Source organism: Paraburkholderia kururiensis JCM 10599 = LMG 19447 (assembly GCF_003986935.1).
GTDB classification, from domain to species: Bacteria; Pseudomonadota; Gammaproteobacteria; order Burkholderiales; family Burkholderiaceae; genus Paraburkholderia; species Paraburkholderia kururiensis.
Genome location: NZ_RJZE01000003.1, coordinates 103,442 through 128,896, shown reverse-complemented (window position 1 = coordinate 128,896; position 25,455 = coordinate 103,442). Strand labels below are relative to the sequence as shown.

General features: G+C 65.3%; 25 protein-coding genes. 19 read left to right on the top strand and 6 right to left on the bottom strand.

The window, feature by feature from the left end:
• Nucleotides 1–13: 13 nt before the first annotated feature.
• The 4 genes from PKKP23_RS04605 to PKKP23_RS04590 are packed head-to-tail and all read right to left on the bottom strand — an operon-like array spanning nt 14 to nt 3,665.
• Nucleotides 14–691 carry a HutD/Ves family protein gene (locus tag PKKP23_RS04605; RefSeq protein WP_126875973.1) on the bottom strand — a complete coding sequence of 226 codons (678 nt, stop codon included), beginning with the start codon at nt 689–691 and terminating at the stop codon, nt 14–16.
• Nucleotides 688–1,647: an electron transfer flavoprotein subunit alpha/FixB family protein gene (locus PKKP23_RS04600; protein WP_126875972.1), complete on the bottom strand. Its 960-nt coding sequence runs from the start codon at nt 1,645–1,647 to the stop codon at nt 688–690. Before PKKP23_RS04600 ends, PKKP23_RS04605 begins: the two co-directional genes overlap by 4 nt.
• On the bottom strand, nt 1,644–2,417 hold the full coding sequence (locus PKKP23_RS04595; RefSeq protein WP_126875971.1) for an electron transfer flavoprotein subunit beta/FixA family protein: 774 nt from the start codon (nt 2,415–2,417) through the stop codon (nt 1,644–1,646). The genes PKKP23_RS04600 and PKKP23_RS04595 overlap by 4 nt, the downstream gene beginning before the upstream one ends.
• A 60-nt stretch (nt 2,418–2,477) precedes the next feature.
• The gene (locus tag PKKP23_RS04590) at nt 2,478–3,665 is read right to left on the bottom strand and encodes an NAD(P)/FAD-dependent oxidoreductase (RefSeq protein ID WP_126875970.1); all 1,188 of its coding nucleotides are present in this window, start codon (nt 3,663–3,665) and stop codon (nt 2,478–2,480) included.
• A gap of 190 nt (nt 3,666–3,855) precedes the next feature.
• Between PKKP23_RS04590 and PKKP23_RS04585 the strand changes: the two genes are divergently transcribed.
• Nucleotides 3,856–4,821: a LysR family transcriptional regulator gene (locus tag PKKP23_RS04585; RefSeq protein WP_126875969.1), complete on the top strand. Its 966-nt coding sequence runs from the start codon at nt 3,856–3,858 to the stop codon at nt 4,819–4,821.
• 17 nt (nt 4,822–4,838) lie between these two features.
• Nucleotides 4,839–5,648, top strand: coding sequence for an N-formylglutamate deformylase (gene hutG, locus PKKP23_RS04580; protein WP_126875968.1), 810 nt, complete (start codon nt 4,839–4,841; stop codon nt 5,646–5,648).
• Nucleotides 5,649–5,850: 202 nt separating this feature from the next.
• Here hutG and PKKP23_RS04575 read toward each other — a convergent pair whose 3' ends face one another.
• Nucleotides 5,851–6,453 (bottom strand): helix-turn-helix domain-containing protein, encoded by a 603-nt coding sequence (locus PKKP23_RS04575; protein WP_126875967.1) that lies wholly within the window; start codon nt 6,451–6,453, stop codon nt 5,851–5,853.
• A gap of 249 nt (nt 6,454–6,702) precedes the next feature.
• Between PKKP23_RS04575 and glnT the strand changes: the two genes are divergently transcribed.
• From glnT to PKKP23_RS04550, 5 genes are read left to right on the top strand one after another with little or no spacing between them, the layout of a single operon-like run.
• Nucleotides 6,703–8,091: a type III glutamate--ammonia ligase gene (gene glnT, locus PKKP23_RS04570; RefSeq protein ID WP_174447276.1), complete on the top strand. Its 1,389-nt coding sequence runs from the start codon at nt 6,703–6,705 to the stop codon at nt 8,089–8,091.
• Nucleotides 8,092–8,103: 12 nt separating this feature from the next.
• Entirely contained in the window at nt 8,104–9,012 is a 909-nt protein-coding gene (locus PKKP23_RS04565) for a class II glutamine amidotransferase domain-containing protein (protein ID WP_017773509.1), read from the top strand.
• Nucleotides 9,000–9,689: a GltB/FmdC/FwdC-like GXGXG domain-containing protein gene (locus PKKP23_RS04560; protein ID WP_126875966.1), complete on the top strand. Its 690-nt coding sequence runs from the start codon at nt 9,000–9,002 to the stop codon at nt 9,687–9,689. The genes PKKP23_RS04565 and PKKP23_RS04560 overlap by 13 nt, the downstream gene beginning before the upstream one ends.
• Before the next feature lie 25 nt (nt 9,690–9,714).
• On the top strand, nt 9,715–11,076 hold the full coding sequence (locus PKKP23_RS04555; RefSeq protein ID WP_126875965.1) for an FMN-binding glutamate synthase family protein: 1,362 nt from the start codon (nt 9,715–9,717) through the stop codon (nt 11,074–11,076).
• A 53-nt stretch (nt 11,077–11,129) separates the two neighbouring features.
• Nucleotides 11,130–12,596: an ammonium transporter gene (locus tag PKKP23_RS04550; RefSeq protein ID WP_411828998.1), complete on the top strand. Its 1,467-nt coding sequence runs from the start codon at nt 11,130–11,132 to the stop codon at nt 12,594–12,596.
• 46 nt (nt 12,597–12,642) lie between these two features.
• On the opposite strand, the gene PKKP23_RS04545 is transcribed toward PKKP23_RS04550, so the two are convergent.
• On the bottom strand, nt 12,643–13,329 hold the full coding sequence (locus PKKP23_RS04545) for a GntR family transcriptional regulator (protein ID WP_017773513.1): 687 nt from the start codon (nt 13,327–13,329) through the stop codon (nt 12,643–12,645).
• Between the two features lie 269 nt (nt 13,330–13,598).
• Between PKKP23_RS04545 and PKKP23_RS04540 the strand changes: the two genes are divergently transcribed.
• The 12 genes from PKKP23_RS04540 to PKKP23_RS34805 all read left to right on the top strand — a co-directional run bounded on the left by PKKP23_RS04540 (nt 13,599) and on the right by PKKP23_RS34805 (nt 25,446).
• Nucleotides 13,599–14,195 carry an amino acid synthesis family protein gene (locus PKKP23_RS04540; RefSeq protein ID WP_126875964.1) on the top strand — a complete coding sequence of 199 codons (597 nt, stop codon included), beginning with the start codon at nt 13,599–13,601 and terminating at the stop codon, nt 14,193–14,195.
• On the top strand, nt 14,185–15,138 hold the full coding sequence (locus PKKP23_RS04535) for an alpha/beta fold hydrolase (RefSeq protein ID WP_126875963.1): 954 nt from the start codon (nt 14,185–14,187) through the stop codon (nt 15,136–15,138). Before PKKP23_RS04540 ends, PKKP23_RS04535 begins: the two co-directional genes overlap by 11 nt.
• Nucleotides 15,135–16,091, top strand: a complete 957-nt coding sequence (locus tag PKKP23_RS04530; RefSeq protein WP_126875962.1) for a flavin reductase family protein — start codon at nt 15,135–15,137, stop codon at nt 16,089–16,091. The genes PKKP23_RS04535 and PKKP23_RS04530 overlap by 4 nt, the downstream gene beginning before the upstream one ends.
• Nucleotides 16,092–16,161: 70 nt before the next feature.
• The gene (locus tag PKKP23_RS04525; protein ID WP_126875961.1) at nt 16,162–17,205 is read left to right on the top strand and encodes an LLM class flavin-dependent oxidoreductase; all 1,044 of its coding nucleotides are present in this window, start codon (nt 16,162–16,164) and stop codon (nt 17,203–17,205) included.
• 67 nt (nt 17,206–17,272) lie between these two features.
• Nucleotides 17,273–18,745, top strand: coding sequence for an aldehyde dehydrogenase (locus PKKP23_RS04520; protein WP_126875960.1), 1,473 nt, complete (start codon nt 17,273–17,275; stop codon nt 18,743–18,745).
• Nucleotides 18,746–18,774: 29 nt separating this feature from the next.
• The gene (locus tag PKKP23_RS04515) at nt 18,775–19,089 is read left to right on the top strand and encodes an NIPSNAP family protein (protein ID WP_017773519.1); all 315 of its coding nucleotides are present in this window, start codon (nt 18,775–18,777) and stop codon (nt 19,087–19,089) included.
• 64 nt (nt 19,090–19,153) lie between these two features.
• Entirely contained in the window at nt 19,154–20,185 is a 1,032-nt protein-coding gene (locus PKKP23_RS04510; protein ID WP_126875959.1) for an ABC transporter substrate-binding protein, read from the top strand.
• A 75-nt stretch (nt 20,186–20,260) separates the two neighbouring features.
• Nucleotides 20,261–21,145, top strand: coding sequence for an ABC transporter permease (locus PKKP23_RS04505; protein WP_126875958.1), 885 nt, complete (start codon nt 20,261–20,263; stop codon nt 21,143–21,145).
• A 1-nt stretch (nt 21,146) separates the two neighbouring features.
• The gene (locus PKKP23_RS04500) at nt 21,147–21,941 is read left to right on the top strand and encodes an ABC transporter permease (RefSeq protein WP_017773522.1); all 795 of its coding nucleotides are present in this window, start codon (nt 21,147–21,149) and stop codon (nt 21,939–21,941) included.
• A 15-nt stretch (nt 21,942–21,956) separates the two neighbouring features.
• Nucleotides 21,957–23,048: an ABC transporter ATP-binding protein gene (locus tag PKKP23_RS04495; RefSeq protein WP_126875957.1), complete on the top strand. Its 1,092-nt coding sequence runs from the start codon at nt 21,957–21,959 to the stop codon at nt 23,046–23,048.
• Between the two features lie 5 nt (nt 23,049–23,053).
• The gene (locus PKKP23_RS04490) at nt 23,054–23,773 is read left to right on the top strand and encodes a GntR family transcriptional regulator (RefSeq protein WP_126875956.1); all 720 of its coding nucleotides are present in this window, start codon (nt 23,054–23,056) and stop codon (nt 23,771–23,773) included.
• 80 nt (nt 23,774–23,853) lie between these two features.
• Nucleotides 23,854–25,446: a methyl-accepting chemotaxis protein gene (locus PKKP23_RS34805; RefSeq protein WP_275094556.1), complete on the top strand. Its 1,593-nt coding sequence runs from the start codon at nt 23,854–23,856 to the stop codon at nt 25,444–25,446.
• The last annotated feature ends 9 nt before the right edge of the window (nt 25,447–25,455 follow it).

The window sequence follows — 25,455 nt, the reverse complement described above, 5'->3', positions numbered from 1 at the left end:
CGAGAGAGAAGGGTTAGCGTCCGGCTGAACCTGCAGCGATGGCGATCGAGATCAGCCGGGATTCGGGCGCGATGGGTGTCAGGTCGAGTTCTTCGCTGCGGCCGTCGAGCCACAGCCCGTGCATGGGGTGCAGGTCGTGGGCGCCTGTCAGCGTACTGCCCACGCGCCAGTGACCCGACGCGCAGATCAGCATCTGCGTGGGCGCCGGTGTGACGCGATGCGAATGCGTTGCCACCACGACGGTGGTCTCGCAGGCGCCACGCCGCGTCATGACGTTGAGCACGTGTGTTGGCCGGACGATGTCGCGCGCCCACACCGGCAAATCGCCCGGAAAGTGCGCGGGCGCAATGGGGCTTGCGATCAGGTGTCCGTCCTGTGCGTGCAGTTCGACGCTCGTGTTGTCCATCGGCACGAGCACGCGGTCCATGCCCGCAAAGCGCGAAAACGCGGCCGAGCCCTCTAGCGTGGCAAGACTGATGCGCCAGTCGACCTCGCCGTGAGGGCCGGTGCGGCTCGCGATCGTGCGCGTGACGCCCGCGCCGTTGGCCCACGCTTCAGGTGGAATCTGCGCGCAATCGACGAACCGGACGCACGGATAGCGCGATGCCGGCACGCTGTTCGTCGCGCGGGCGGCAGGCGCAACTGCTGCGCCGTGCAACGACGCGCCGCCTTCGTAGCTCGCGTGCGTCATGCGCCGTCTCCGGCCCCGACGTGGCGCTCGAGCGCGCTCACCACATCGAACAGGTCACCAACGAAGCCCACATCCGCAAACGAGAAGATCGGCGCATCGGGATCTTTGTTGATGGCGACGATCAGCTTCGAGTCTTTCATCCCGGCCAGATGCTGAATGGCGCCGGAAATGCCGAATGCGAGATAGGCGTCGGGTGCCACGGTCTTGCCGGTTTGCCCCACCTGGATGGCGTTCGGCGCGTAGCCTGCATCGACTGCCGCACGCGAGGCGCCCAGGGCCGCGCCGAGCCGCGAGGCGAGTGCGCCAAGCCGCGCCATGTTTTCGCCGGATGCGAGACCGCGACCGCCCGACACCACGATCGGCGCATTCGCGAGGTCGATTCCGGTGGCCTCTGCACCGTTGCGTTCGAGCAAGGTCGTCGCGGCGAATGCAGGCGGTGCTTCGAGCGAGGCGATCGGCGCGGGTTCGGAGCGATCTCCCGCTACCGCGAACGACGACGTACGAACGGTCGCGAAGGTCGTCTCCCGCGTGCTGGCCACCGTCGCGACGATGCTCCCCGCGTAGAGCCCGCGCACGAAGTGACCGTCGTCGGTGAGGGCGGTCACGTCGGCCACGAACGCGGCGTTGGCGAGCGCGGCGGCGCGCGGCAACGCATTGCGGCCCAGCGTGCGATGGGCGGCCACGATGAGCGAATAGCGCGGGGCCAGGCCGGCGAGCTGTGCGGCAAGACTTTCCGGCGCGATGTCGTTGGGCAATGCCGCGTTGGCGGAGGCCGGCGTATCCGGCTGGATGACGCAGTCCACGCCATCGATCAGCGCGGCCTGTGCGGCCATGGCGGGATCGAGGGCAAGCACATCGACCGGACCGCGGCGCACATGTGCCGCGCTCACGAGGCGGCGAACGGCCTCCGGCAGCGTGTGGTCGGCAGTCGGTTCTGCGACGACGAGCGTTCTCATGCGCTGGCTCCTGAACGGGCAAAGACGTGGTGTGCGGCGAGCGCGGTGAGCAGTGCATCGACATCGGCGACACGATGGCCGGCGCGCTGCACGGACGGTTCATCGAGCCGCACAGTGCGCGATGCGGGTGCGAGATCCACGGCGAACCGGCTCGCGTCGACGACGGCAAGCGGCTTCTGTTTCGCCTTGACGATGCCGGGCAGCGTGACGCGCCGCGGTTCGGCAAGACGCAGGTCGGCGCTGATGACGGCGCGCCCGGCGAGCAGCCACGTTGCGGTGCCGCTGTCGTCGCCGCACACCACGCGCCAGCCGTCAGCTTCGGGTGCGAGCGCCGTGGCGTCGAGCCCTTGCGGCCAGCCGAGCAGGCCGGCGAGCATCGGCGCGACGCCTCCTGTGTCGTCGTCGATGGCCTGCTTGCCGCAGAGCACGAGATCGTAGGGCGACGTGTCGAGCCAGGCGTGCAGCAGGCGGGCGACGCCAACCGGGTCCAGCGCGGCATCGCCCGTATCGATCAGGACCGCGTCGTCGGCGCCCATCGCGAGGCCCGTGCGCAGCACGTCCTGGCAGACCGGCAGGCCGCACGTGATGACTGTCACATGCGAGGCGTGGCCGGCTTCGCGCAGGCGCAGCGCCATTTCGAGCGCGCATTCGTCGAACGGATTGAGGGACATCTTGAGGCCAGCGGTCTCGACGCTGCCGGTCGAACCGACGCGCACGCGCACGTTCGGATCGACGACGCGCTTGACCGGCACCAGAATTTTGAGGGACATGGATGTCTGTCTGAAACGGAATGGAGGGTAAGCGGGGGGCAGTCAGGACAATCAGGACAATCAGGACACAGCACCCAGGCCGTACTTGCCGGTCAGCAGCGCGCCGGTCGCAAAGCGTTCGAGCGCGTAGGGCGCGAGCGACACGTCGGTCGGCTGACCGAGCGCGTGCTGGGCGAGCAGCTTGCCGATGGCGGGGGAGAGCTTGAAGCCGTGGCCCGAGAAGCCGAAGCCCACCACGAGCCCTTCGATGTCGCCCACCTTGCCGAGCACCGGATTCCAGTCCGGCGTCACGTCGTAGACCCCGGTCCACGACGATGCCAGCCCCGCTGTTTCGTAGGCGGGAAAGCGCTCGGCGACCTGCGCGCCTACTTCGGCGACGTAATCGAGCGAGATGTCGCCCTGCTCGGTTTCAGGCGCGTTCAGCGTTTCGCCCACCACGCCCTCGGACACCAGCATCTGGCTGCCGCCGTAGCTGCGGTAGTAGAGCATGCCGGCCGAACCGAGGTCCTTGAAGGCCGGCATCAGATACGAGTACCGGGCCTCGTCGCATTCGAGCGCCAGCACGGTGTGCCGTTCGGGCGCGACGGGCAGCGGCACGCCGATCCAGCCCGACAGTTCAGGCGTCCAGATGTTTTGGGTGCTGATGAGCGTGGCGCAGGTGAAGCGGCCCGCGCTCGTCTCGATGCCAACCACGCGGCGGCCTTCGCGCACGAGTCCCGTAACCGTTGTGCCTTCGAGAATCTTGACGCCGCGCCGCCGTGCCGATTTGGCGAAGCTCGTCGCGACGAGGTACGCATCGGCAAAGCCGGCTTCCGGCTCGAAGCCGATCAGCGCCGCGTCGTCGAACTGCGCGATGGGCAGGCGCTCGCGTGCCTCGTCCCGTTCGAGCAGTTGGACTTCGATGTCCATCGCGCGCTGGGCGTTGAGCGAGGCGCGCAGTGGATCGAGCTTCGGGCCGTCGGGCGCGCAGATCATGTAGCCGCACTTGACGAGCCCGCACGACGCTTCGTCGTCGCCCACGTAGTCGGCGAAATTGTTGAATGCCCACCACGACGCGCGCGCCAGCTCGACGTTCTGGCGCACCGAGTAATGCGTGCGCAACAGGCCGGACGATTGCGACGTGGTGCCGGCGCCGATCATGCCGCGCTCGACGACGAGCACGCTGTGGGCACCGAGCGAGGCAAGGTGGTGCGCGACCGACGTGCCGATCACGCCGGCGCCGATCACGATGAAGTCGAAGTGGCTCATGGTTCCCCTCAGGGTCCTCTGGGTAGACGGTGAGCCGATTCTAGGCAGCGGGGGCCCTGCCGAATTTTGTATTAGGCAAACTTATGAAGCTCGCCCGGAAGTGCTCATCCAGAGCGCGGGCCGACCGAACCGGCGCATCATTCCTGCCACCTTGCCGGAACGGCCGTATGCGACGGCAACTGGAGAGAAGATGCGACGCACCCCACCGCCAATCGACCTGCGCGCGCTGCAGGCTTTCGTTGCCGTGTGCGAGACCGGGTCGATGACCGCTGCGGCGAAGCGTATCGGCGTGAGCCAGAGCGCGATCAGCCAGGCCGTTTCGGCACTCGAACGCGAGCAGGGCGCCGTGCTGTTCGATCGCGACAGCCGCCCGCCGCGGCCCAACATTGCCGGCCGCGCGCTGCTCGAACTCGCCGGGCCGTTGCTCGAGCACGCGCAAATGGTCAGCACGCGCGTGGGCGACGCATCGGATTCGGGACGCCTGCCGGTGCGCCTCGGCTGTGTCGATTCGTTCGCGGCGACCGTGGGCCCCGAACTGATCCGCGCGGTGTCCGGCACGTCGCGGCAGATTTCGATGTGGTCCGGCATTACGCCGGGTTTGAGCAAGCAATTGCACGACCGCGAACTGGACGTCGCCGTGTGCACGCAAACCGCGCTGAGCGATGCGCGCATCGTGGAGGTGCCGCTTTTCTCGGAGGCCTTCGTCGCCGTCGTCGCACGCAGCCATCTGGCCGGACGCCCGAACGTGGACTGGCGCGCGCTCGCGGCCGAACTGCCGCTGATCCGCTACACGGCGCGTTCGGTGATCGGCCAGCAGGTGGAACGGCTTGCGCGCCATCTGGGTATCGACAGCCCAAGGCGTTTCGAATTCGACGCGACCGACCCGCTGCTGAGCCTCGTTGCCGCGCGGGTGGGCTTCGCCATCTCGACGCCGCTGTGTCTGTGGCAGGCGCGGCACTACCTCGGTGAGATCGCGATCCTGCCGTTGCCGTCCGGCCGCCTTGGGCGGCGCGATTTCTTTCTGCTGCACAGGCAAGGCGAGTGGGAAGACTTCGTCAGGGAGATCGTGGAACTGACGCGATCCGTGCTCGACCACTCGATCCGGCCTGCGCTCGCCCGCGCGTTGCCGCAACTTGCCGACGACGCATTGCTTTGATCCACCAGGAGCCCTGCATGAGCGACCTCTACACGCTCGAACGCGGCAACGCGCCGTTGCTGATTTCGATCCCGCACCTGGGAACGGCGATTCCCGCACCGCTGCGCAGCCGCTATACCGACACCGCCTTGACGCTCGCCGATACCGACTGGCATCTCGACCGCCTGTACGCGTTCGCTGAGTCACTCGGTGCAACGGTGCTGGGCGCGACGGTGTCGCGCTACGTCATCGACCTCAATCGGCCGCCGAACGACGAAAGCCTGTACCCGGGCCAAACCACCACCGGCCTGTGCCCAGCCGAGACATTTCGCGGCGAGCCGCTCTATCGCGACGGTTGCCAACCGGACGAGCAGGAGAAGCGCCGGCGGGTGGCCGAATACTGGCGGCCCTATCACGCGGCACTCGCGGCCGAACTGGCCCGGCTGCGCGAGCGCCACGCGCACGTGCTGCTCTGGGAAGCGCATTCGATTGCGAGCGTGCTGCCGCGGCTATTCGACGGCAAGCTGCCGGACCTCAATATCGGCACGCAGGACGGCCGGACGGTCGCGCCCTCCGTGCAACTTGCCATCGAGCGCGAAGCGGCCGCCAGCCCGCATACGTGGGTGGCGAACGGCCGCTTCAAGGGCGGCTATATCACGCGCGCGTTCGGCAACCCTTCGGACGGTGTGCACGCGGTGCAGCTCGAGATGTGTCAGTCGACGTACATGAACGAGACCCATCCGTTCGCCTACGAGCCGGCGCGAGCGGCGGCGGTACAGGGCACGGTGCGCGCCATGGTCGATGCGGCGCTGGCTGCGTTGGCCGGGTTGCAGCATAAGGAAGGGTGATACACCTTCGTAACCGCGCTTTCCGTAATAGTGCGGCGCTGCACCGGAATCGTTGCTCCAGCGCACCCTCAACTCGCAGAAACAGCCCAAACCTTCGATGACGACCCGCAGCATTGCCGCCCAGAGTGTTTATCCATGGGAATCTTTGGTTCCCATCAATAAACATGGCATGAAGCTTGCACTGTATTGGCGGGCGGGCGACTCACTCTTCGGTGGGCTGTCCGTAGACGAAGATCGACAGGAACTGGATGGGGGTTTTGATGAGACGTTCCGGGCCGTGCGGAACATCGCCGCGGAACGTCAGGGTGTCGCCCGGATGCAGGACGTAGGTCTGCTGTCCGTGCCGGTATTCGATCACGCCCCTGAGCATGTGGATGAACTCGGTGCCGGGGTGCTCGAACACCGGGAAGCGTTCGGCCTTGTCTTCCATCGTGATCAGGAACGGCTCGAAAGTTTTGCGCGGCCCCTGGTCGTAAGCGAGCAGGTGATAGGTGTGGCCGCTTTTCGTGCCTTTGCGAACCACTTCCATGCCCGCGCCTTTCTTCACGAGCTGGGCGCCGCCCTGGGGGACGTCGAAGTTGCGGAATAGCGTGGACATGGACACGCCGAGCGCCTGGGCGATCCGGTTGAGCACGTCGAGTCCGGCCGAGGTCTGCGCGTTCTCGATCTTCGAGAGCATGCCGCGGCTGATGCCGGCCTGTTCGGCGACCTGCGCGATGGTCAGGTCGTGGCTCTGGCGCAGCTCGCGGATGGTGGCCCCGAGATAGCGTTCGAGCGGTGTCTTGCTGTCGTCTGCGGTGGGCATCGTCGACCTCGGTAAATCGGCAAGAGTAGCAGATTGCGGTATTCGCGCAGGCGGCTGCCCTTGACGCCGGCGTGTACGCCGAAAGTTTCATGGAGGGAATAATTGTTGCATGACAATAAATTCCTCCACATACTGAAGATGTGGTTCAAGCGTGCCGTGCGCGGTACCTGTCCATGTCGCGAAGTCGGGCCGCTCGTCTGCCGGGCGGCTTCCTCAAATCAGCGAACCATGCAACAGGAAGGAGTGGCGATGAACCTGAACGATGCGAGCCAGTTGCCCGTCAACGCGCTCGGAAGCGTGCCCCGCTTTGGTAGTGCGGAAGAAGCCCAGGCATACCTCGCGCAACACGGCGTGAAGTACGTGCTGGCGCAATTCGTCGACATTCACGGCGTGGCCAAGGCGAAGTCCGTGCCGCTCGCGCATCTGCGCAGCGTGCTGGAGGCGGGCGCGGGCTTCGCGGGTTTTGCGATCTGGGGCGTGGGCATCGAGCCGAACGGGCCGGATTACATGGCGGTCGGCGACCTTGCGACGCTCACGCCGGTGCCGTGGCAGGCGGGCCTCGCGCGGATCGTCTGCGACGGTCACGTGAGCGGCGCGCCGTGGGCGTTCGATTCGCGCGTGACGCTGAAGAAGCAGGTGGCGCGTGTTGCCGAACGCGGCTGGACGCTCTACACGGGCCTCGAACCCGAGTTTTCGCTGTTGAAGCGCAGCGCGTCGGGCGTGCTCGAGCCTTGCGACGCGAGCGACACGCTTGCCAAGCCCTGCTACGACTACAAGGGGCTGTCGCGCACGCGCGTGTTTCTGGAGCGGCTCACCGAATCGCTGCGGGCGGTCGGCATCGACGTCTACCAGATCGATCACGAGGACGCGAACGGCCAGTTCGAAATCAATTACACGTACACCGATTGCCTGACGTCGTGCGACCACTACGTGTTCTTCAAGATGGCCGCATCGGAAATCGCCAACGAACTCGGCATGATCTGCTCGTTCATGCCGAAGCCGTTTGCGAACCGGCCTGGCAACGGCATGCACATGCATATGTCGATTGGCGACGGCGAGCGCAACCTCTTTGCCGACAAGGCGGACGCGCTCGGCATGGGCCTCTCGGCGCTCGGCTACCAGTTCACGGCTGGCCTGCTCGCCCATGCGCCCGCACTGACGGCCCTGTGCAACCCCACGGTGAACTCGTACAAGCGGCTTGTCGTGGGCCGTTCGCTGACGGGCGCGACCTGGGCGCCCGCTTATATCAGCTATGGCGACAACAACCGCTCGACCATGGTGCGCATGCCGGGCGGGCGCATCGAACTGCGTTTGCCCGACGGCGCATGCAACCCCTATCTCGCGACGGCGGCCGTGATCGCTGCCGGCCTCGACGGCATCGACCGTGGTCTTTCGCCCGGCACGCCCGCCAACGAGAACCTGTACGAATGGTCGCCCCAAAAACTGCGTGAGCATGGCATCGGCGTGCTGCCGCAGAACCTGGGCGAAGCGCTCGACGCACTCGAAGCCGACCAGACCCTCTGCGATGCGCTCGGGCCGGTGGTAGGCGAATTCATCAAGCTCAAGCGAATGGAGTGGCTCGAATACATGCGCCACGTGTCGGATTGGGAAATCAGGCAGTACGTCGAATTTTTCTGAGGAGAAAGCAACATGTGCGGAATCGTGGGATTGCTGGTCAAGACACCGGCATTGCGCGACCGGCTTGGCGAACTGATGGTGCCGATGCTGATCGGCATGACCGAACGGGGCCCGGATTCGGCCGGCCTCGCGGTGTTCGCGGATGCCGTGGATGCGGACCAGCGCAAGCTCAGCCTGTACTCGGGCTTTACGGACGAAGGCGAGCATTTCCCGTGGGACGTGCTGCTCGACCGCGTGAAGGCGTCCGTCGATGCGGGCGCGCACGTCGAGGCCAAACAGAATCATGCGGTGCTCACGGTGCACGCCCAGGCCGACATGGCGAGGAAATGGCTGAACGAGCATTACCCGCGCCTCTACGTCTTGTCCGCGGGGCGGTCCATCGATCTGTACAAAGACATTGGTCTGCCCGCAGACATTGCCGCGCGCTACGCGTTCAGCGAGCTCAAGGGATCGCACCTGGTCGGCCACACGCGCATGGCCACCGAGTCGGCGGTGACGCCTGATCGCGCGCATCCGTTTACGGCCGGCGAAGATTTTTGCCTCGTGCACAACGGCTCGCTCTCGAATCCATACGGCGTGCGCCGCAAGCTTGAACCCAAGGGCATCCACTTCGATACCGACAACGACACCGAGGCCGCGTGCCGCTTCCTCGAATGGCGCCTGCGCGAAGGCGACACGTTGCCCGTCGCGCTGCAACGGGGCTTCGAGGAGCTGGACGGCTTCTACACCTTCCTGATGGGCACGCCCACCGAACTCGCGCTGATTCGTGACCCGTTCGCGTGCAAGCCCGCCGTCGTGGCGGAGAACGACGACTACGTGGCAATCGCGTCCGAGTTCCGCTCGCTCGCGCATCTGCCCGACATCAAGAACGCGAAGGTCTTCGAACCCGCACCCGAGGAGATGTACGTATGGAACGCATGACATTCGACCTTGAGCGCACCACCGTCCGGGAGGTCAACCAGTATCTGCACGGCGGCGCCGACACGCTGCGCGGCGAGGCCATCGTCGTGACCTCGCCCAACGGCGCGCACAACATCGCAGTGGGCGTGGATGCCGACGTGACGGTGACCATCGAAGGCCACGCCGGCTATTACGCCGGCGGCATGAACAAGCACGCGACCATCGTCATCGAAGGCAGCGCGGGCACCGGCGTCGCGGAAAACATGATGAGCGGCAAGGTGCACGTGAAAGGCTTTGCGTCGAACGGCGCGGGGGCGTCCGCGCACGGCGGGTTGCTCGTGATCGAGGGCGACGCGGGGCTGCGTTGCGGCATCTCGCTGAAGGGTGGCGACATCGTGGTGGGCGGCTCGGTGGGCAGCTTCTCCGCCTTCATGGCGCAGGCCGGGCGCATGGTGATCTGCGGCGACGCCGGTGACGCGCTGGGCGATTCGTTGTACGAGGCCGTGCTCTACGTGAAGGGCGACGTGAAGTCGCTCGGCGCCGATGCGCAGTTCGAACCGATGACCGACGCCGACGTGAGTGCCGTTGCGGCGTTGCTCGACGCAGCCGGACTGGACCACGATCCGCGTGCGTTCAAGCGCATTGCGTCGGCGCGCACGCTCTACCACTGGAACGCCGATGCGGACCAGGAATATTGAATCCACGCTCCACCGAGAAGACGCCATGGAAGTCAAACCCGTTCATTTCGCACGCTTGCAGCAGGAAGAGTCGTACGGCTACGACCGCAAGACGATCGACTACATCCACACGGCCGCACAGCGCGGTCTTTACGAGATTCGCGGTCTGGGCGCGAAGCGCCACGTGCCGCATTTCGACGACCTGCTGTTTCTCGGCGCGTCGTTGTCGCGTTACCCGCTGGAAGGCTATCGCGAGAAGTGCTCGACGCAGACCGTGCTCGGCACGCGCTTCGCGAAAAAGCCCATCGTGCTCGACATCCCGATCACCGTGGCAGGGATGAGCTTCGGCGCGCTGTCGGCGAACGTGAAGGAGGCGCTCGGTCGCGCAGCGACGGCCGCCGGCACGTCCACCACGACCGGCGACGGCGGCATGACGCAGGAGGAGCGCCTTTCGTCGAAGACGCTCGTCTACCAGTGCCTGCCTTCGCGCTATGGGTTCAACCCCGACGACGTGCGCCGTGCCGACGCGATCGAGGTCGTGATCGGGCAGGGCGCGAAGCCGGGCGGCGGCGGCATGCTGCTCGGGCAGAAGGTGAACCCGCGCGTGGCCGCCATGCGCACGCTGCCGGCCGGCGTGGATCAACGTTCGGCGAGCCGCCACCCGGATTGGACCGGCCCTGACGATCTCGCGATCAAGATTCAGGAACTGCGCGAGATTACCGACTGGGAAAAGCCGATCTACGTGAAGGTGGGCGCCACGCGCACCTTCAACGACGTGAAGCTCGCCGTGCATGCGGGCGCGGATGTCGTGGTGGTCGACGGCATGCAGGGCGGCACGGCGGCTACGCAGACCTGCTTCATCGAGAACGTCGGCATTCCGACGCTCGCTGCGGTCCGTCAGGCGGTGGACGCGCTCGAAGACCTGAACATGAAGGGCCAGGTGCAACTGATCGTGTCGGGCGGCATTCGCACCGGTGCGGACGTGGCGAAGGCGCTGGCGCTTGGCGCGGACGCCGTCGCGATCGGGCAGGGCGTGTTGATGGCGCTCGGCTGCAACGGCGAAACGTACTTCCAGGACGGCATGCTGCATTCGGCCGTGGCCGATTACGCGGCGCTGCATACGTCGCCCGGCTTCTGTCATCACTGCCACACCGGCAAGTGCCCGGTTGGCGTGACGACCCAGGACGCCCTGCTCGAGCGGCGTCTCGAGCCGGAGGAAGGCGCGCGTCGTGTGCGGAACTACCTGAAGACGCTGAACATGGAACTGGCCACCATCGCGCGGGCGTGCGGCAAGCAGAACGTGCATCACCTCGAACGGGAGGATCTGGTTGCGCTCACGGTCGAAGCGGCCGCCATGGCGCGCGTGCCGCTCGCCGGCACGTCGTGGATTCCGGGCGTTCGCGACTAGCGCCCGTTGCCTCGACTAACGTCGAGGCGGCCCCGGCTACAGGAACATTCCTTTTGGCATGTGTTTGCTTCGGCGCGGCCCCTGCGGGGGACCGCCGGCTCCCCTTTTGTTCAAGGTATCGGCAAATGAAAAGAATGATCGGTTTGCTTGCATTGATCGGGACGCTCGTCCTCGCGATGCCCGCCTGGGCCCAGACCGGCCCGGCTGTCCCCGTGCCGAACAAGGGGGATACGGCGTGGATGATCGTCGCGACCCTTCTCGTGGTGATGATGGCGGCCCCGGGGCTGGGGCTCTTTTACGGCGGCATGGTGCGCGCCAAGAACATGCTGTCCATCCTGATGCAGACGCTGGTGGTCTTTTGCCTGCTCGGCGTGCTGTGGGCGCTTTACGGCTACAGCATCGCGTTCACCGAAGGCAATGCGTTCTTCGGCGGACTCAGCAAGGCGTTTCTCGCGGGCATCACGCCGGACTCGGTCGCTGCCACGTTCAGCAAGGGCGTGGTGATTCCCGAATTCATCTACGTCTCGTTCCAGCTGACGTTCGCGGCGATCACTCCGGCGCTGATCGTGGGCGGCATCGCGGAGCGCGCGAAGTTTTCCGCTGTGCTCATGTTCATGGTGCTCTGGTTCACCTTTTCGTACCTGCCGATCGCGCACATGGTCTGGTACTGGCCGGGCCCGGATGCGTACACGAGCGCCGCCGCGGCCGACAAGGCCAATGCGACGGCCGGCTTCCTGTTCCAGAAGGGTGCCATCGACTTCGCGGGCGGAACCGTCGTCCACATCAACGCGGGCATCGCGGCGCTCGTCGGCGCTGTGATGATCGGCAAGCGCGTGGGCTTTGGTCGCGAGTCCATGGCGCCGCACAGCCTGACCATGACGATGATCGGCGGCTCGCTGTTGTGGGTGGGCTGGTTCGGCTTCAACGTGGGCTCAGCGCTGGAGGCGAGCGGTGCGGCTACGCTCGCGTTCGTCACGACGCTGCTCGCCACGTGTGCGGCCACGGTGTCGTGGACCGGCGTCGAATGGATGCTGAAGAAGAAGCCCTCGATGCTCGGCGCGGTGTCGGGCGCCATTGCCGGCCTCGTCGTCATCACGCCCGCGTGCGGCTTCGTCGGTCCGATGGGCGCCCTCGTGATGGGCGGCGTGGCCGGCGCGCTGTGCTACTGGGGCGTGAACGGACTCAAGCGCCTGATCGGCGTGGACGATTCACTGGACGTCTTCGGCGTGCACTGCATCGGCGGCATTGCCGGCGCGCTCTTGACCGGCGTGTTCGCGTCGCCGTCGCTGGGTGGCACCGGCATCTACGACTACACCGCGAACAAGGTGGCCGACTATCACATCGCCGATCAACTGATCGCGCAGTGCTGGGGCGTGGGCACGTCGCTCGTGTGGTCGGCGGTCGTCTCGATCATTGCGTTCAAGCTGGTCGACCTCACGATCGGGCTGCGTGTGGATACGGACGGCGAGCGCGAAGGGCTCGACGTCAGCTCGCACGGCGAGACGGCTTACCACCCGTGAGCGCGTCAAGGGCGAGGGCGGGCGGCTGGCCGGCAGTGCGCGCGACTCACGTGCTGCCGCTCGCCTCGCCTTGTTCGGCGAGCGCGCGCAGCGCAAGCTCGGACACGCGCTTGATGTGGGTGCACGAAGCCTCTGCCGCTGCTTGCCCGTCGCCGCGTTCGATTGCGTCGAGCAACGCGTTCATCTCGCGGTTCGATTCGTCGCTGCGGCCCGGCGTGGCGATGGTCAGCGCGCGCAGCCGGTTGATCCGCGCGTTCAGCGACTTGACGACACCCAGCGAGACGACCTTGCCCGCGCCCTCGAACATGGCGTCGTAGAACTGTTCCGTGTGCTCGAGTACGCGTGACGCGTCGCCCGCGGCGAAGGCTGCTTCGATCATGCGGCGGATGCCGCGCAGGCGCGCAACCAGCTCCGGCGTCGCACTCGTGGCGCAGGCGCTTGCGGCGTTGGCTTCGAGCAGGCTGCGCAATTCATAGATCTCGCCCACCTGGCTCGGATCGAGGCGCGCAACGATCGGGCCTTGCCGCGCCACGGTCTCGACGAGACCTTCGGTTTCCAGATGCCGGAGCACTTCGCGCACCACCGTGCGGCTCACGCCCAGTTCGTCGCAAAGGGTGCGCTCGACAAGGCGGGTGCCCGGCTTGAAATAGCCCTGCACGATGGCGCCGCGCAGCTTGTCGAGCGCGAGTTCTCTCAGAGTCTTGGCCGTTCGATTTATTTTCAGGTCGGGCATGGCGTAGAAAAGGAAGACAGGTTTTTTGTACGGTTGGCTCGGACGTCCGGCACGTGGTATTCCGTATTATCGCCGATCTTCTACGCCCGCACGCGACCGTTATGCCGCCACTTCTTGCAGTCAGCTGAACTCCCGGCAAGGATCGTGCCCAAAATATGAAGTTCGTACTATGGTATTCCATAGTATCTATGGATTTTTGTGCACCGTAATTTGGTATACCATAATCTCAACGATGACATTCAGGGCATCGTTCAAGTCAGGAGAACGCTATGAAGCTAGAAGTGCGCAAGCTGGTCAGCTACGTCGAAGAAACGTTCATTGAAGGCGGCAAGGCTGCGCCCCGGCCGCTGAAGCTGTTCAGCGTGGCCGCCGTGCTGCGCAATCCGTGGGCTGGCCGCGGCTTCGTGGAAGACCTGAAGCCCGAAATTCACGCGCTCGCGCCGCAACTCGGCGAATTGCTGACGGCGGAGATCCTGCGCGCGGCGGGGTCTGGCGACGCGGTCGAAGGCTATGGCAAGGCGGCGATCGTCGGCACGTCGGGCGAACTCGAGCACGCTTCCGCGCTGATCCATACGCTGCGATTCGGCAATCACTATCGCCAGGCGGTGGGCGCAAAGAGCTATCTGAGCTTTACGAACCTGCGCGGCGGTCCGAACTGCCCGATCTCGATTCCGCTGATGCACAAGGATGACGAAGGGATGCGCTCGCATTACCTCACCGTGCAATTTTCGATCACCGACGCGCCCGCGCCCGACGAACTGGTGATCGCGCTGGGCGCATCGGTGGGCGGCCGGCCGCATCACCGTATCGGTGACCGGTATCAGGATCTGAAGGACCTCCAGGAGCTTGCGTCCAATGAAGGTTGACCCTGTGCTCGACCGTACCGTGACGCGCGGCGTTGCCGCGGGCACGAGCTACAGCGTCTACCCGCCACAGGGGGCGCTCGCGTGCGAGACGGTCGTGCTGATTCACGGCGTGGGCATGAACCACAGCGTGTGGGCGCCGCAGATCGACGCCTTGACGCAGCACTACCAGGTTGTTGCGTACGACATGCTGGGACACGGCGGTAGCGGCTTGCCCACGCCGGCGCCCACGCTCGGCGAGTACGCCGCTCAGCTCGAAGCGCTGCTTGACGCGTTGCAGATTCAGCGCGTGCATGTGGTGGGGCATTCGATGGGCGCGCTCGTCGCGCTTGAGTTCGCGCTGACGCATCCGGAGCGCGCGTTGAGCGTGGCGGCGTTGAATGCGGTGTACAACCGCACGCCTCGTCAACGGGCTGCGGTGATGAGCCGCGCGGCGATGCTCGGTGATACGCCGCCTGCACGCAGTAGCCAGGCGGGCACGGAAGGAAGCGTTGGAGCCGGGCTTGAAGCGGGCATTGCAGCGGGCATTGAAGCGGGCGTCGACGTGACGCTTGCGCGCTGGTTCGGCGACCCGGTTCCCGCGCATCTCGCGCAGGCGGCTCAGGCGATACGCGCGCTGCTCGTGAACGTCGATCCGGTCGGCTATGCGCGCACTTATCAGCTCTTTGCCTGCTCGGACGACGCGCATGTCGGCAGGCTTGCGGATCTCGCCGTGCCCGCACTGTTTCTCACGGGCGAATGCGACGCGAACTCGAACCCGGCCATGTCGCATGCCATGGCGGCGGCCGCGCCGCTCGGCCACGCCACGATCATCGCGAACGAACGCCACATGATGAACGTGACCAATCCGGCGCAAGTGAACGAACGGTTGCTGGAATTCCTGCTCGGCACGTCGAAAGCAGGTGTGAACGGCGAGCCGCGGTCCGATATCAGGAGAATGCAATGACTGAGCCGATCCACGAACAGACCATCGATATCGCCGAATTCCGCCGTGCGCTCGGCGCTTTCGTAACGGGCGTGACGGTGGTCACGACGATCCAGCCCGACGGCTCGCCGCGCGGCTTCACGGCCAATTCGTTCACCTCCGTTTCGCTCGATCCGCCGCTGATCCTGGTTTGCATCGCGAAGACGGCATCGAGCTATCCGGTGTTCTCGCAAACGCGCCATTTCGCGGTGAGCGTGCTGGCGGAAGACCAGAAGGCCGTGTCCGGTGTATTTGCCTCGAAGGCCGCCGACAAGTTCTCGCAGGTCGCATGGCGCGCCCGGGTGACCGGCGCTCCGGTCATGGAAGGCGCCGCGGCAAGCTTCGATTGCGCGACCCATGAAGTGATCGATGCGGGGGACCACATCATCCTGATCGGCCGCGTGCTCGATTTCGTTCATACGCCTTCTTCGCCGCTCGGCTACTGCCGGGGTGCCTACGTGAACTTCAGCCTCACATTCGACGCAGTCGCCGCGGCCGGCACGCGCGCGCGGGTGGGCGCGATTCTCGAACATCGCGACGGGCTCGTGCTGCTCGATACGCCGCAAGGCCTGCAATTGCCTACGGGCGCGCGGCTCGAACCGCAGAGCGATGCCGCGAGCCTTGCGGGCGTATTGGCGAAGCTCGGCATCAAGGCGCATCTGGACTTCCTGTTCGCCGTGTTCGAGTCCGACAGGCAGCCCACGCCGGGTGTGCAGATCTATTACCGCGGCCGCGTGAAGAACGACATTGCGCCGCAATCGGGCGGCCCCATCCGCATCGTTCCGTTGATGCAGATTCCCTGGAGTGAGTTACACGACGAAGCGGAGCGCTCCATGCTCGAGCGCTACATGCGCGAGCGCAGCGAGGACGCCTTCGGCGTGTATGTCGGCGACAGCGAAGCCGGCACGGTCCAGGCGCTCGCAACCACTCACTGAACGCATTCAAACATCGCGGCTGACGCGCACGAAACGCTGCCGGGCAGCCGGCCTGTCGGAGCCAAACATCATGAAATTTTCGTTGTTCCTGCACATGGAGCGGTACGACACAAAGACGTCGCATCGCGAACTGTTCGACGAGATGACCGAACTCGTGCAGCTTGCCGAACGCGGCGGATTCGAGACCGCCTGGATCGGCGAGCACCACGCGATGGAGTTCACCATCGCGCCCAATCCGTTCGTGAATCTGTCGTATCTCGCCGCGAAGACCGAGCGCATCCGGCTCGGCACCGGCACCGTCATCGCGCCGTTCTGGCATCCCATCGCACTTGCAGGCGAAGCCGGCATGGTCGACGTGGCGAGCAACGGCCGGCTCGATCTGGGCGTGGCACGCGGCGCGTATTCGTTCGAGTACGAGCGCCTGTTGCCAGGGCTCGACGCGATGAGCGCCGGCGCTCGCATGCGCGAACTCGTGCCGGCCTTGCGCAAGCTGTTCGAGGGCGACTACGCGCATCAGGGCGAATTCTGGTCGTTTCCCGCGACGACGCCGGTGCCGCGCCCCATCCAGCAGCCGCATCCGCCCATGTGGCTCGCCGCACGCGATCCGAACTCGCACGCGTTCGCGGTGGCCAACGGCTGCAACGTGCAGGTGACGTCGCTCGCCGCGGGCGACGCCGAAGTCGTGAGCCTGATGGAGCGCTTCAATGCCGCCTGTGCCGCGCATCCGGACGTGCCGCGTCCGCAGGTGATGATGCTGATGCACACGTTCGTCGGGGCCAATGCAGCCGAGGTGGACGCGGCCGTTGAAGACCTGGCGGACTTCTACCGGTGCTTCTCCAAGTGGTTCAAGAACGAACGCCCCGTCACGCAGGGCTTCATGGAGCCGCTCACGGATGCCGACGTCGAGATGTTCCCGCAGTATTCGCGCGAGGCGATTCGCAAGAACCTCGTGATCGGCGAGCCGAAGGACGTCATCGGGCGGCTCAAGCACTACGAGGAACTGGGCTACGACCAGTACAGCTTCTGGCTCGACAGCCACATGAGCTTCGAGCGCAAGCGCAAGTCGCTCGAGCTGTTCATCTCCGAGGTGATGCCCGCGTTCGGCGTGCGCTGACGCGAAGTCCCTGAGTCCCTGAGCCCCTCAGCCTCTAAGCCAACTTCATGAATGGAGCGGCTTGACCATGTTGCAACGGTTCCAGCAGTACATCGACGGCGCCTTCGAAGACGCCGCAGAGCATTTCGACAGCATCGATCCGTCGTCTGGCAGCGTATGGGCGCAGATGCCCGCGGCGAGTGCGCAGGACGTGGACCGCGCCGTGTGCGCGGCGCATCGGGCGCTCACAGGCTCCGCATGGGCCGATCTCACCGCGAGCGCGCGCGGCAAGCTCCTGTACCGGCTCGCCGGCTTGATCGAGCAGCATGCGCCGCGTCTTGCCGAACTGGAAACCCGGGACACCGGCAAGATCATTCGCGAGACGCGCAGCCAGATTGGCTACGTCGCCGAGTACTACCGCTATTACGCGGGCGTGGCCGACAAGATCCAGGGGGCGTGGCTGCCCGTCGACAAACCGGACATGGAAGTGACGCTGCGACGCGAGCCGGTGGGTGTCGTCGCCGCGGTCGTTCCGTGGAACTCGCAGCTGTTCCTGTCGGCGGTGAAAATCGGGCCGGCGCTCGCGGCCGGCTGCACTGTGGTGCTCAAGGCTTCCGAAGACGGCCCGGCGCCGCTGCTGGAATTCGCGCGACTCGTTCACGAAGCCGGTTTTCCGCAGGGCGTGGTCAATATCGTGACGGGCTTCGGCAACGAATGCGGACGCACGCTGACGAGCCATCCGCTCGTCTCGCGCATCGCGTTCACGGGTGGTCCGCACACCGCGCGACACGTGGTGCGCAATTCCGCGGAGAACCTCGCTGCGACGTCGCTCGAACTGGGCGGCAAGTCGCCCGTGCTCGTGTTCGACGACGCCGATCTCGACAGCGCATGTAACGCCGTGGTGGCCGGCATCTTCGCGGCCACGGGGCAAAGCTGTGTGGCCGGTTCCAGGCTGCTCGTGCAGCGCGGCATTCACGACGTGCTGGTCGAGCGTCTGATCGCGCGGGCGGGCGCCATCCGCATTGGTGACCCGCAGGACGAGGCCACGGAGATGGGGCCGCTCGCCACCCGCCGTCAGCTCGACCACATCCGGCAGGTACTGGGCGCGAGCGTGGAAGCCGGCGGCCGCGTCGTGGCGGGCGGCGCGCAGCCGGACGGCATGACTACCGGCCACTACTTCCTGCCGACCATCGTCGATTGTCCGCACGCGCACGTGCCGTGTGTGACGGAGGAGCTATTTGGCCCGGTGCTCAGCGTCGTCGCATTCGACACCGAGGCCGACGCCATTGCGCTTGCGAACGACACTCGTTATGGCCTCGCCTCAGGCGTGTTCACGCGGGACCTCACGCGCGCGCATCGGCTCACGCGTGCATTGCGCGCGGGCATCGTGTGGGTCAACACGTATCGCGCCGTGTCGCCGATCGTGCCGTTCGGCGGCTATGGTCTGAGCGGCCTCGGGCGCGAAGGCGGCCTCGAAGCGGTGCTCGACTACACGCGCACGAAGTCGGTATGGATTCGCACGTCGGACGAGCCTATTGCAGACCCGTTCGTCATGCGTTGAAGCATTCAAGCGTTCAAGAGAGAGCCGCCATGTTCTACGAAGTCCGCACCTATCGCATCAAGACGGGCGCCGTGCCCGCGTATCTGAAGCTCGTGGAGGAAGAGGGCATTGGGTTGCAGAAGCGGTATCTGGGCCAGTTGATCGGCTATTTCTATTCGGAAATCGGTCCGCTGAACCAGATCGTTCACATCTGGGCTTACCCGAGTCTGGACGAGCGCGAACGGCGCCGCGCGCAACTTGCCGCAGACCCGGCCTGGCAGTCCTTTGCGCCGAAGATTCAGGCGCTGATGGAAGAAATGGAAAGCAAGATCATGAAGCCCGCGCCTTTCTCGCCGCTCGGATGAAGGCCACGTAATTCACGGATGTCCCCACTCCACGATTGATAACTGCCTGAGGCAGGAGACCAACATGAACAGCAGGAACGTCTTTCAAACGGCAGCGCTGATCACGGCATGCGCGGCCGCCTTCGCAACCGCAAGCGCTACGGCGGCCGAGCCGATCGTATTCACGAGCTGGGGCGGCACGACGCAGTCTTCGCAGGACAAGGACTGGGCGCAGCCCTTCACCAAGGCAACGGGCATCAACGTGCTGATGGACGGCCCGACCGACTACGGCAAGTTGAAGGCCATGGTCGAAAGCGGCAACGTGACCTGGGACGTCGTCGACGTGGAAGGCGACTTCGCGTACGCCGCACAGAAGGCGGGGTTGATCGAGCCGATCGACTTCTCCGTCGTCAAGAAGGACGAACTCGATCCGCGCTTCACGTCGCCTGCCGCCGTGGGCAGCTTCTACTACTCGTTCGTGCTCGGCTACAACAAGGCGAAGTACACGGGTGCGCAACCCTCGACATGGACCGACCTGTTCGACACGAAGCGTTTCCCCGGCAAGCGCACGCTGTACAAGTGGTCCGCGCCGGGCGTGCTCGAACTGGCGCTGCTCGCCGACGGCGTGCCGGCCAACAAACTCTATCCGCTCGATCTCGACCGTGCATTCAAGAAGCTCGACACCATCAAGAGCGACATCGTCTGGTGGAGCGGCGGCGCGCAATCGCAGCAGCTGCTTGCATCGGGCGAGGCGCCCATCGGCATGTTCTGGAACGGTCGACTGCATGCGCTCGAACAGACCGGCGTACCGGTGGGCATTTCGTGGAATCAGAACCTGACCGCGGCCGACTTGCTGGTGATCCCGAAGGGCGCGAAACATCGCGACGAGGCAATGAAGTATCTCGCCGCCGCAACGAGCGCCCAGGCGCAGGCGAAATTTGCCGCGGATACGGGCTATGCGCCGATCAACGTGAAAGCGCCGGCACTGATGCCCGCTGCGGTCGCGAAGACGCTTCCCGACCAGTACAAGTCGTCGCAGATCGACCTCGACATGAAGTATTGGGCCGAGCATCGCGACGAGATCGCGAAGCGCTGGTATGCGTGGCAGTCGAAGTGAGCATGAAGCAAGCATGAAGCAAGCATGACCCCGGCGCCCCGCAGCGGGCGCCGCACAGTGTGATTGGGAGTCACCATGCCTAACGTCTTGAGTACCGTCGCCCAGCCGCCCGCAACGTCTTCGCGCCGGCGGCGCGATTGGCGCAGCTTTCGCCTGCTCGCGCCGGCCTTGCTGCTGCTCGCGGTTTTCTTTCTGCTGCCGGTGCTTTCGCTGCTGCTGCGCAGCGTGCTCGAACCGACGCCGGGTCTGCACAACTACACGCAGCTGCTCGGATCCACGACGTATCTGCGGGTGTTCGGCAATACGTTCCTCGTGGCGACCGTCGTGACGGTGGCCACCGTTGCAATCGGCTTCCCCACTGCGTGGTTGCTGGCCGTCGCGCCGCGCAAGCTCAGCTCCGTGCTGTTCGCGATCCTGCTGCTCTCGATGTGGACCAATCTGCTTGCGCGCACGTTCGCATGGATGGTGCTGCTGCAGGCCACAGGTCCCATCAACCGTGTGCTCATGGCGCTCGGGTTGATCCGCGAGCCGCTCGCCCTGGTGAACAACCTCGTCGGCGTGACGATCGGCATGACGTACATCATGCTGCCGTTTCTCGTCATGCCGCTGCATGCGACGCTGCGCAGCATCGATCCGTCCACGCTGCGCGCGGCGGCGATTTGCGGCGCAAGCCGCTGGCAGGCGTTCTGGCGCGTGCTGGTGCCTCTCGCGCTGCCGGGCGTCGCGTCCGGTGCGTTGATGGTGTTCGTCATGGCGCTCGGCTACTTCGTCACGCCGGCGCTGCTCGGCGGACCGTCGTACATGATGCTGGCCGAACTGATCGCGCAGCTCGTGCAGGAACTCTTGAACTGGGGGCTCGCGGGCGCCGCCGCATTCGTGCTGCTCGCCGTGACCCTTTCGCTGTACGCGTTGCAGCTGCGCTTCACGAGCGGTGGGCGCACGAATCCGGGAGGGCGCTGACATGTTGCTCGACTTCGATCGCCTCGGCGCAGTGCGCTGGCTGCTGCTGGCGGTGGGCGCTGCCGTCGCCGTGTTCCTGCTGCTGCCTATTGTGTTTATCGTCGCGTTGTCGTTCGGCGATTCGCAATGGCTGATCTTTCCGCCGCCTGGCTGGACGCTGCAATGGTATCGGCAGCTCTTCACCGACGCCGGCTGGCTCAACTCGCTGCTGACGAGCGCGCAGCTTGCGGCAATCGTGACGGTGCTTTCCGTCGTGATCGGTTTTCTTGCTTCGCTCGCTCTCGTGCGCGGCAAGTTTCGCGGGCGCGGCGCCGTACAGGCGTTTTTCCTCACGCCGATGGTGCTGCCCGTCGTCGTGCTGGCTGTCGCGCTGTATGCGTTCACGCTGCGTATCGGCCTGAACGGCACGATGGTGGGCTTCGTGATCGGCCATCTCATCATCGCGTTGCCGTTCTCGATCATTTCCATCAGCAATTCGCTCGTGAGCTTCGACACCGCGCTGGAAGACGCCGCGCTGATTTGCGGCGCGTCGCCGCTCGAAGTGAAGCTGCGCGTGACGCTGCCCGCCATCAGGCTCGGGCTTTTTGCTGCCGCGATCTTCTCGTTCCTCGCGTCGTGGGACGAAGTGGTCATCTCGATCTTCATGGCGAGCCCCACGTTGCAGACGCTGCCGGTGCGAATCTGGACCACGCTGCGGCAAGATTTGACGCCTGTCGTCGCGGCAGCGTCTTCGTTGCTCGTCGGCTTGACGACCGTATTGATGTTGGCGGGCGCAGTATTGCGCCGCGCCCGATAAGGAGGTGCATGAGCCATGACTGCCGCATTCCTGCAAATCCAGCGCTTGCGTAAAACGTACGACGACGTCGTCGCCATCGACCATGTGTCACTGGACGTTCGCAAGGGCGAATTCATGACGTTCCTCGGGCCGTCGGGTTCGGGCAAGAGCACGACGCTGTACATCGTGGCGGGCTTTCAGGAGCCGAGCGAGGGACGCGTGCTGCTCGACGGCAAGCCGCTGCTTTCGGTGGCGCCGAACAAGCGCAACATCGGCATGGTGTTCCAGCGCTACACGCTGTTTCCGCATCTCACGGTGGGCGAGAACGTGGCGTTTCCGCTGCGCGTGCGCCGCCGTTCCGACCGCGAGGTGCAGGCGAAGGTCGAGCAGATGCTCAAGCTCGTGCATCTTTCCGACTGCCGCGACCGCATGCCGGCGCAACTCTCGGGCGGCCAGCAGCAGCGCGTCGCGATTGCGCGCGCGCTGGCCTACGACCCGCCCGTGCTGCTGATGGACGAGCCGCTTTCGGCGCTCGACAAGAAGCTGCGCGAGGAAATTCAGCTCGAACTGCGCCGCATCCATCAGGAGACCGGCGTCACGATTCTCTACGTGACGCACGACCAGGAAGAGGCGTTGCGTCTGTCGGATCGCATTGCAGTGTTCAACAAAGGGCGCATCGAGCAGGTCGGTACAGGCGAAGAGCTCTATGCGAACCCTGCTTCGCGCTTCGTTGCGAGCTTCATCGGCAACTCGAATTTCCTGCCGGTGCGCGTGATGTCCAACAACGAACGCGGCATGAACGGCGTGTTTCCGAATGGCCATGCGGTGACGGCTGCGCACCTCGCTTCGGTGCTGGCGGCCGGGGACGACGGCACGCTGATGATCCGGCCGGAGCAGATGCGCATTCGCGCGCTGCAGGAAGCCCATGGCACGGCGGGGCTGCCCGTCACGGTGCGCGACATCACCTATCTGGGCGACGCCATGCATTACGCGGTCGCGACGCCCTGGCAGCAGGAGATTTCCATTCGCATGCCGGCGGCCCATCGCCACGACAGCGGCCTCGTGATCGGGACCGAAGCGCTGGTCGATTGGGATGCGCGCGACGTGCGCCTCTTTGCGCAGGCATGACGACGATGAGCGGCACGCTTGTCTCGCTGAAGGTCGAACGCAATACGACAACGTTGCGTGAGCTCGCGCTGGACAAGATGCGCACGGCGATTCTCGATGCGCATTTCGCGCCAGGCGAGCGGCTTGTCGAGCGCACGTTGTGCGAGGAACTGGGCGTGAGCCGGACCGTGGTGCGAGAGGTGTTGCGGCACCTGGAGGCGGAAGGGCTCGTGGACTCGATTCCGAACCAGGGGCCGATCGTCGCGGTGCTCGATGCGCAAACAGCCGCCCAGATCTACGAGATCCGCGCACTGCTGGAGGGCGACGCGGCGATGGCGTGCGCACGGTCCGCGGACGACGGCGTGGTGTCGCGTCTGGCCGCCTGCATCGCAGACATCCAGCGGGCATTCGAGGCGCACGAGCATGCGGCGGTCCGCGAACTCACGACGCGTTTCTACGAGCAGATGTTCGAGGGCGGCGGCAAGAAGGTCGCCTGGGAAATTGCCCAGACCTTGAATGCGCGCGTCAACCGTTTGCGCGCGATGACCATTGCCTCTGACGACCGCGGCCGTCAAGCCGTGGAAGAGATGAACCAGATACTCGACGCAATTCGTTGCCGCGACGCGATACGCGCCCGCGATGCGGCAACGGCGCACGTGGCGCGCGTCGCCGCGATTGCCGGGCGGCTTTTGCAGCAGGCCCACGAACGGGCCCAGGCCGGGGAACACGTGCGCGGTGCGGTGTAGGGCGCGCCGCGCTGCCGCTTTCTGCACGCCGCTATACGGTCTTCCGTGGGGCTGTATGGCGCGTCTTTACGATGACCATCATGAGAACAATCAAGAACCTCCCCATTGCCGGAAAGATTGGTGTCGCGTTTGCGAGCATCGTCCTGATGTTTGGTATCAGCGCGCTGGTCTGCATTTCCAGTATCCGGTCGATCGACCTCAGGCAAAAGGAGATCGCGAAATCAGAGGCGATTCTTCTCCTGCTCAAGGATGGCACTGCGGATTACCTGAACATCGTATGGGCCGTTCTGGCGAACAACCTGAACGGTAAAGCGGGGCACCGGGAATGGATCGTCAAGCACGGCGGCGATTTCGGCACGAGGCTCGCTGCGCTGCGCGCCATAGACGGCTCGGCGCAGGGTGCGACGCTTGCTGCGGCGTGCCAGGAACAATACGACGCGTGGTTGCAGACCGTCGTCAATCCCCTTGTGGCCATGCGAAAGAAGGTGGATGAGTTCGCGACCAACGTAAGCGATCTTTCGGACATGACAGAAGGATTCGGCGCTTACCTGGGCACGGAGAAACTGATCGCGTCTATCGACAGGCTGGATGCTTATGAGCGGGCGCTGATGAAGACGCGTCAGGGGGAACTCGAATCGCTGCGTACGAAAATGTACGTGACGATATTCGTGACGTCGGCGCTTGCCCTGATGGCGGCCATCTTCGCGGGAACCTGGCTTGCACGCGCTGTTTCGCGTCCGCTGCAACGCGCCGTGTCGCTTGCGACATGCGTGGCTCAGGGCGATCTGACGGCGCGCATGGAAGTGGCGTCCACGGACGAGACGGGCCGTCTGATGCGAAGTCTGGAAACCATGAACCGGAGTCTGTCGCGCATCGTGGCCCAGGTCAGAACCAGCACCGACAATATCGCAACGGCGTCCGACGAGATAGCCGCCGGCAACGACGATCTGTCTTCGCGCACGGAGGAACAGGCCAGTTCGCTGGAGGAAACGGCGGCGAGCATGACGCAGTTGACCGAGACCGTGAGGCAGAACACGGACAACGCCCGGCAGGCCAACGTGCTGGCCGCGAGCGCTTCAGAGGTGGCCAACGCCGGCAACGATGCGGTGCTCGGCATGGTTCGAACGATTTCCCGTATCAGCGGCAGCTCCAGCAAGATTTCCGAGATCACCGGCGTGATTGAAGGCATCGCATTCCAGACCAACATTCTGGCCTTGAATGCGGCTGTCGAAGCGGCGCGCGCAGGCGAGCAGGGCCGTGGATTCGCCGTGGTGGCAAGCGAGGTACGCAGCCTCGCCCAACGGTCGGCCAATGCGGCGAGGGAGATCAAGGAACTGATCGGCACCTCGGTCGCGATGATTCAGGCCGGCGAAAAGCAGGCGGAAGACGTGGGCGAGACCATCGGGCAGGTCAAGGAGGCGATCAAGCGGGTCTCGGACATTGTCAGCGAGATTGCGAGCGCATCCGAGGAACAGGCGCGAGGCATCGAACAGGTCAATCTGGCCGTCAACGAAATGGACACGGTCACGCAACAGAACGCGGCCCTCGTCGAGCAGGCCGCTGCCGCTGCGCAGTCGCTCAGGGAACAGGCAGCCGGCCTGAAGCAGGTCGTGGCGATATTCAGGCTGGCCGACGGCGCGCAGCGCGAGCACGCCCCCGTCGGGTTTGCCTGAGCCGCCGGG

What these genes read in the sequence shown, in the direction of transcription:
- PKKP23_RS04605 (WP_126875973.1), bottom strand. Translation starts at nt 691, where the DNA reads ATGACGCACGCGAGCTACGAAGGCGGCGCGTCGTTGCACGGCGCAGCA.
- PKKP23_RS04600 (WP_126875972.1), bottom strand. Translation starts at nt 1,647, where the DNA reads ATGAGAACGCTCGTCGTCGCAGAACCGACTGCCGACCACACGCTGCCG.
- PKKP23_RS04595 (WP_126875971.1), bottom strand. Translation starts at nt 2,417, where the DNA reads ATGTCCCTCAAAATTCTGGTGCCGGTCAAGCGCGTCGTCGATCCGAAC.
- PKKP23_RS04590 (WP_126875970.1), bottom strand. Translation starts at nt 3,665, where the DNA reads ATGAGCCACTTCGACTTCATCGTGATCGGCGCCGGCGTGATCGGCACG.
- PKKP23_RS04585 (WP_126875969.1), top strand. Translation starts at nt 3,856, where the DNA reads ATGCGACGCACCCCACCGCCAATCGACCTGCGCGCGCTGCAGGCTTTC.
- hutG (WP_126875968.1), top strand. Translation starts at nt 4,839, where the DNA reads ATGAGCGACCTCTACACGCTCGAACGCGGCAACGCGCCGTTGCTGATT.
- PKKP23_RS04575 (WP_126875967.1), bottom strand. Translation starts at nt 6,453, where the DNA reads ATGCCCACCGCAGACGACAGCAAGACACCGCTCGAACGCTATCTCGGG.
- glnT (WP_174447276.1), top strand. Translation starts at nt 6,703, where the DNA reads ATGAACCTGAACGATGCGAGCCAGTTGCCCGTCAACGCGCTCGGAAGC.
- PKKP23_RS04565 (WP_017773509.1), top strand. Translation starts at nt 8,104, where the DNA reads ATGTGCGGAATCGTGGGATTGCTGGTCAAGACACCGGCATTGCGCGAC.
- PKKP23_RS04560 (WP_126875966.1), top strand. Translation starts at nt 9,000, where the DNA reads ATGGAACGCATGACATTCGACCTTGAGCGCACCACCGTCCGGGAGGTC.
- PKKP23_RS04555 (WP_126875965.1), top strand. Translation starts at nt 9,715, where the DNA reads ATGGAAGTCAAACCCGTTCATTTCGCACGCTTGCAGCAGGAAGAGTCG.
- PKKP23_RS04545 (WP_017773513.1), bottom strand. Translation starts at nt 13,329, where the DNA reads ATGCCCGACCTGAAAATAAATCGAACGGCCAAGACTCTGAGAGAACTC.
- PKKP23_RS04540 (WP_126875964.1), top strand. Translation starts at nt 13,599, where the DNA reads ATGAAGCTAGAAGTGCGCAAGCTGGTCAGCTACGTCGAAGAAACGTTC.
- PKKP23_RS04535 (WP_126875963.1), top strand. Translation starts at nt 14,185, where the DNA reads ATGAAGGTTGACCCTGTGCTCGACCGTACCGTGACGCGCGGCGTTGCC.
- PKKP23_RS04530 (WP_126875962.1), top strand. Translation starts at nt 15,135, where the DNA reads ATGACTGAGCCGATCCACGAACAGACCATCGATATCGCCGAATTCCGC.
- PKKP23_RS04525 (WP_126875961.1), top strand. Translation starts at nt 16,162, where the DNA reads ATGAAATTTTCGTTGTTCCTGCACATGGAGCGGTACGACACAAAGACG.
- PKKP23_RS04520 (WP_126875960.1), top strand. Translation starts at nt 17,273, where the DNA reads ATGTTGCAACGGTTCCAGCAGTACATCGACGGCGCCTTCGAAGACGCC.
- PKKP23_RS04515 (WP_017773519.1), top strand. Translation starts at nt 18,775, where the DNA reads ATGTTCTACGAAGTCCGCACCTATCGCATCAAGACGGGCGCCGTGCCC.
- PKKP23_RS04510 (WP_126875959.1), top strand. Translation starts at nt 19,154, where the DNA reads ATGAACAGCAGGAACGTCTTTCAAACGGCAGCGCTGATCACGGCATGC.
- PKKP23_RS04505 (WP_126875958.1), top strand. Translation starts at nt 20,261, where the DNA reads ATGCCTAACGTCTTGAGTACCGTCGCCCAGCCGCCCGCAACGTCTTCG.
- PKKP23_RS04500 (WP_017773522.1), top strand. Translation starts at nt 21,147, where the DNA reads ATGTTGCTCGACTTCGATCGCCTCGGCGCAGTGCGCTGGCTGCTGCTG.
- PKKP23_RS04495 (WP_126875957.1), top strand. Translation starts at nt 21,957, where the DNA reads ATGACTGCCGCATTCCTGCAAATCCAGCGCTTGCGTAAAACGTACGAC.
- PKKP23_RS04490 (WP_126875956.1), top strand. Translation starts at nt 23,054, where the DNA reads ATGAGCGGCACGCTTGTCTCGCTGAAGGTCGAACGCAATACGACAACG.
- PKKP23_RS34805 (WP_275094556.1), top strand. Translation starts at nt 23,854, where the DNA reads ATGAGAACAATCAAGAACCTCCCCATTGCCGGAAAGATTGGTGTCGCG.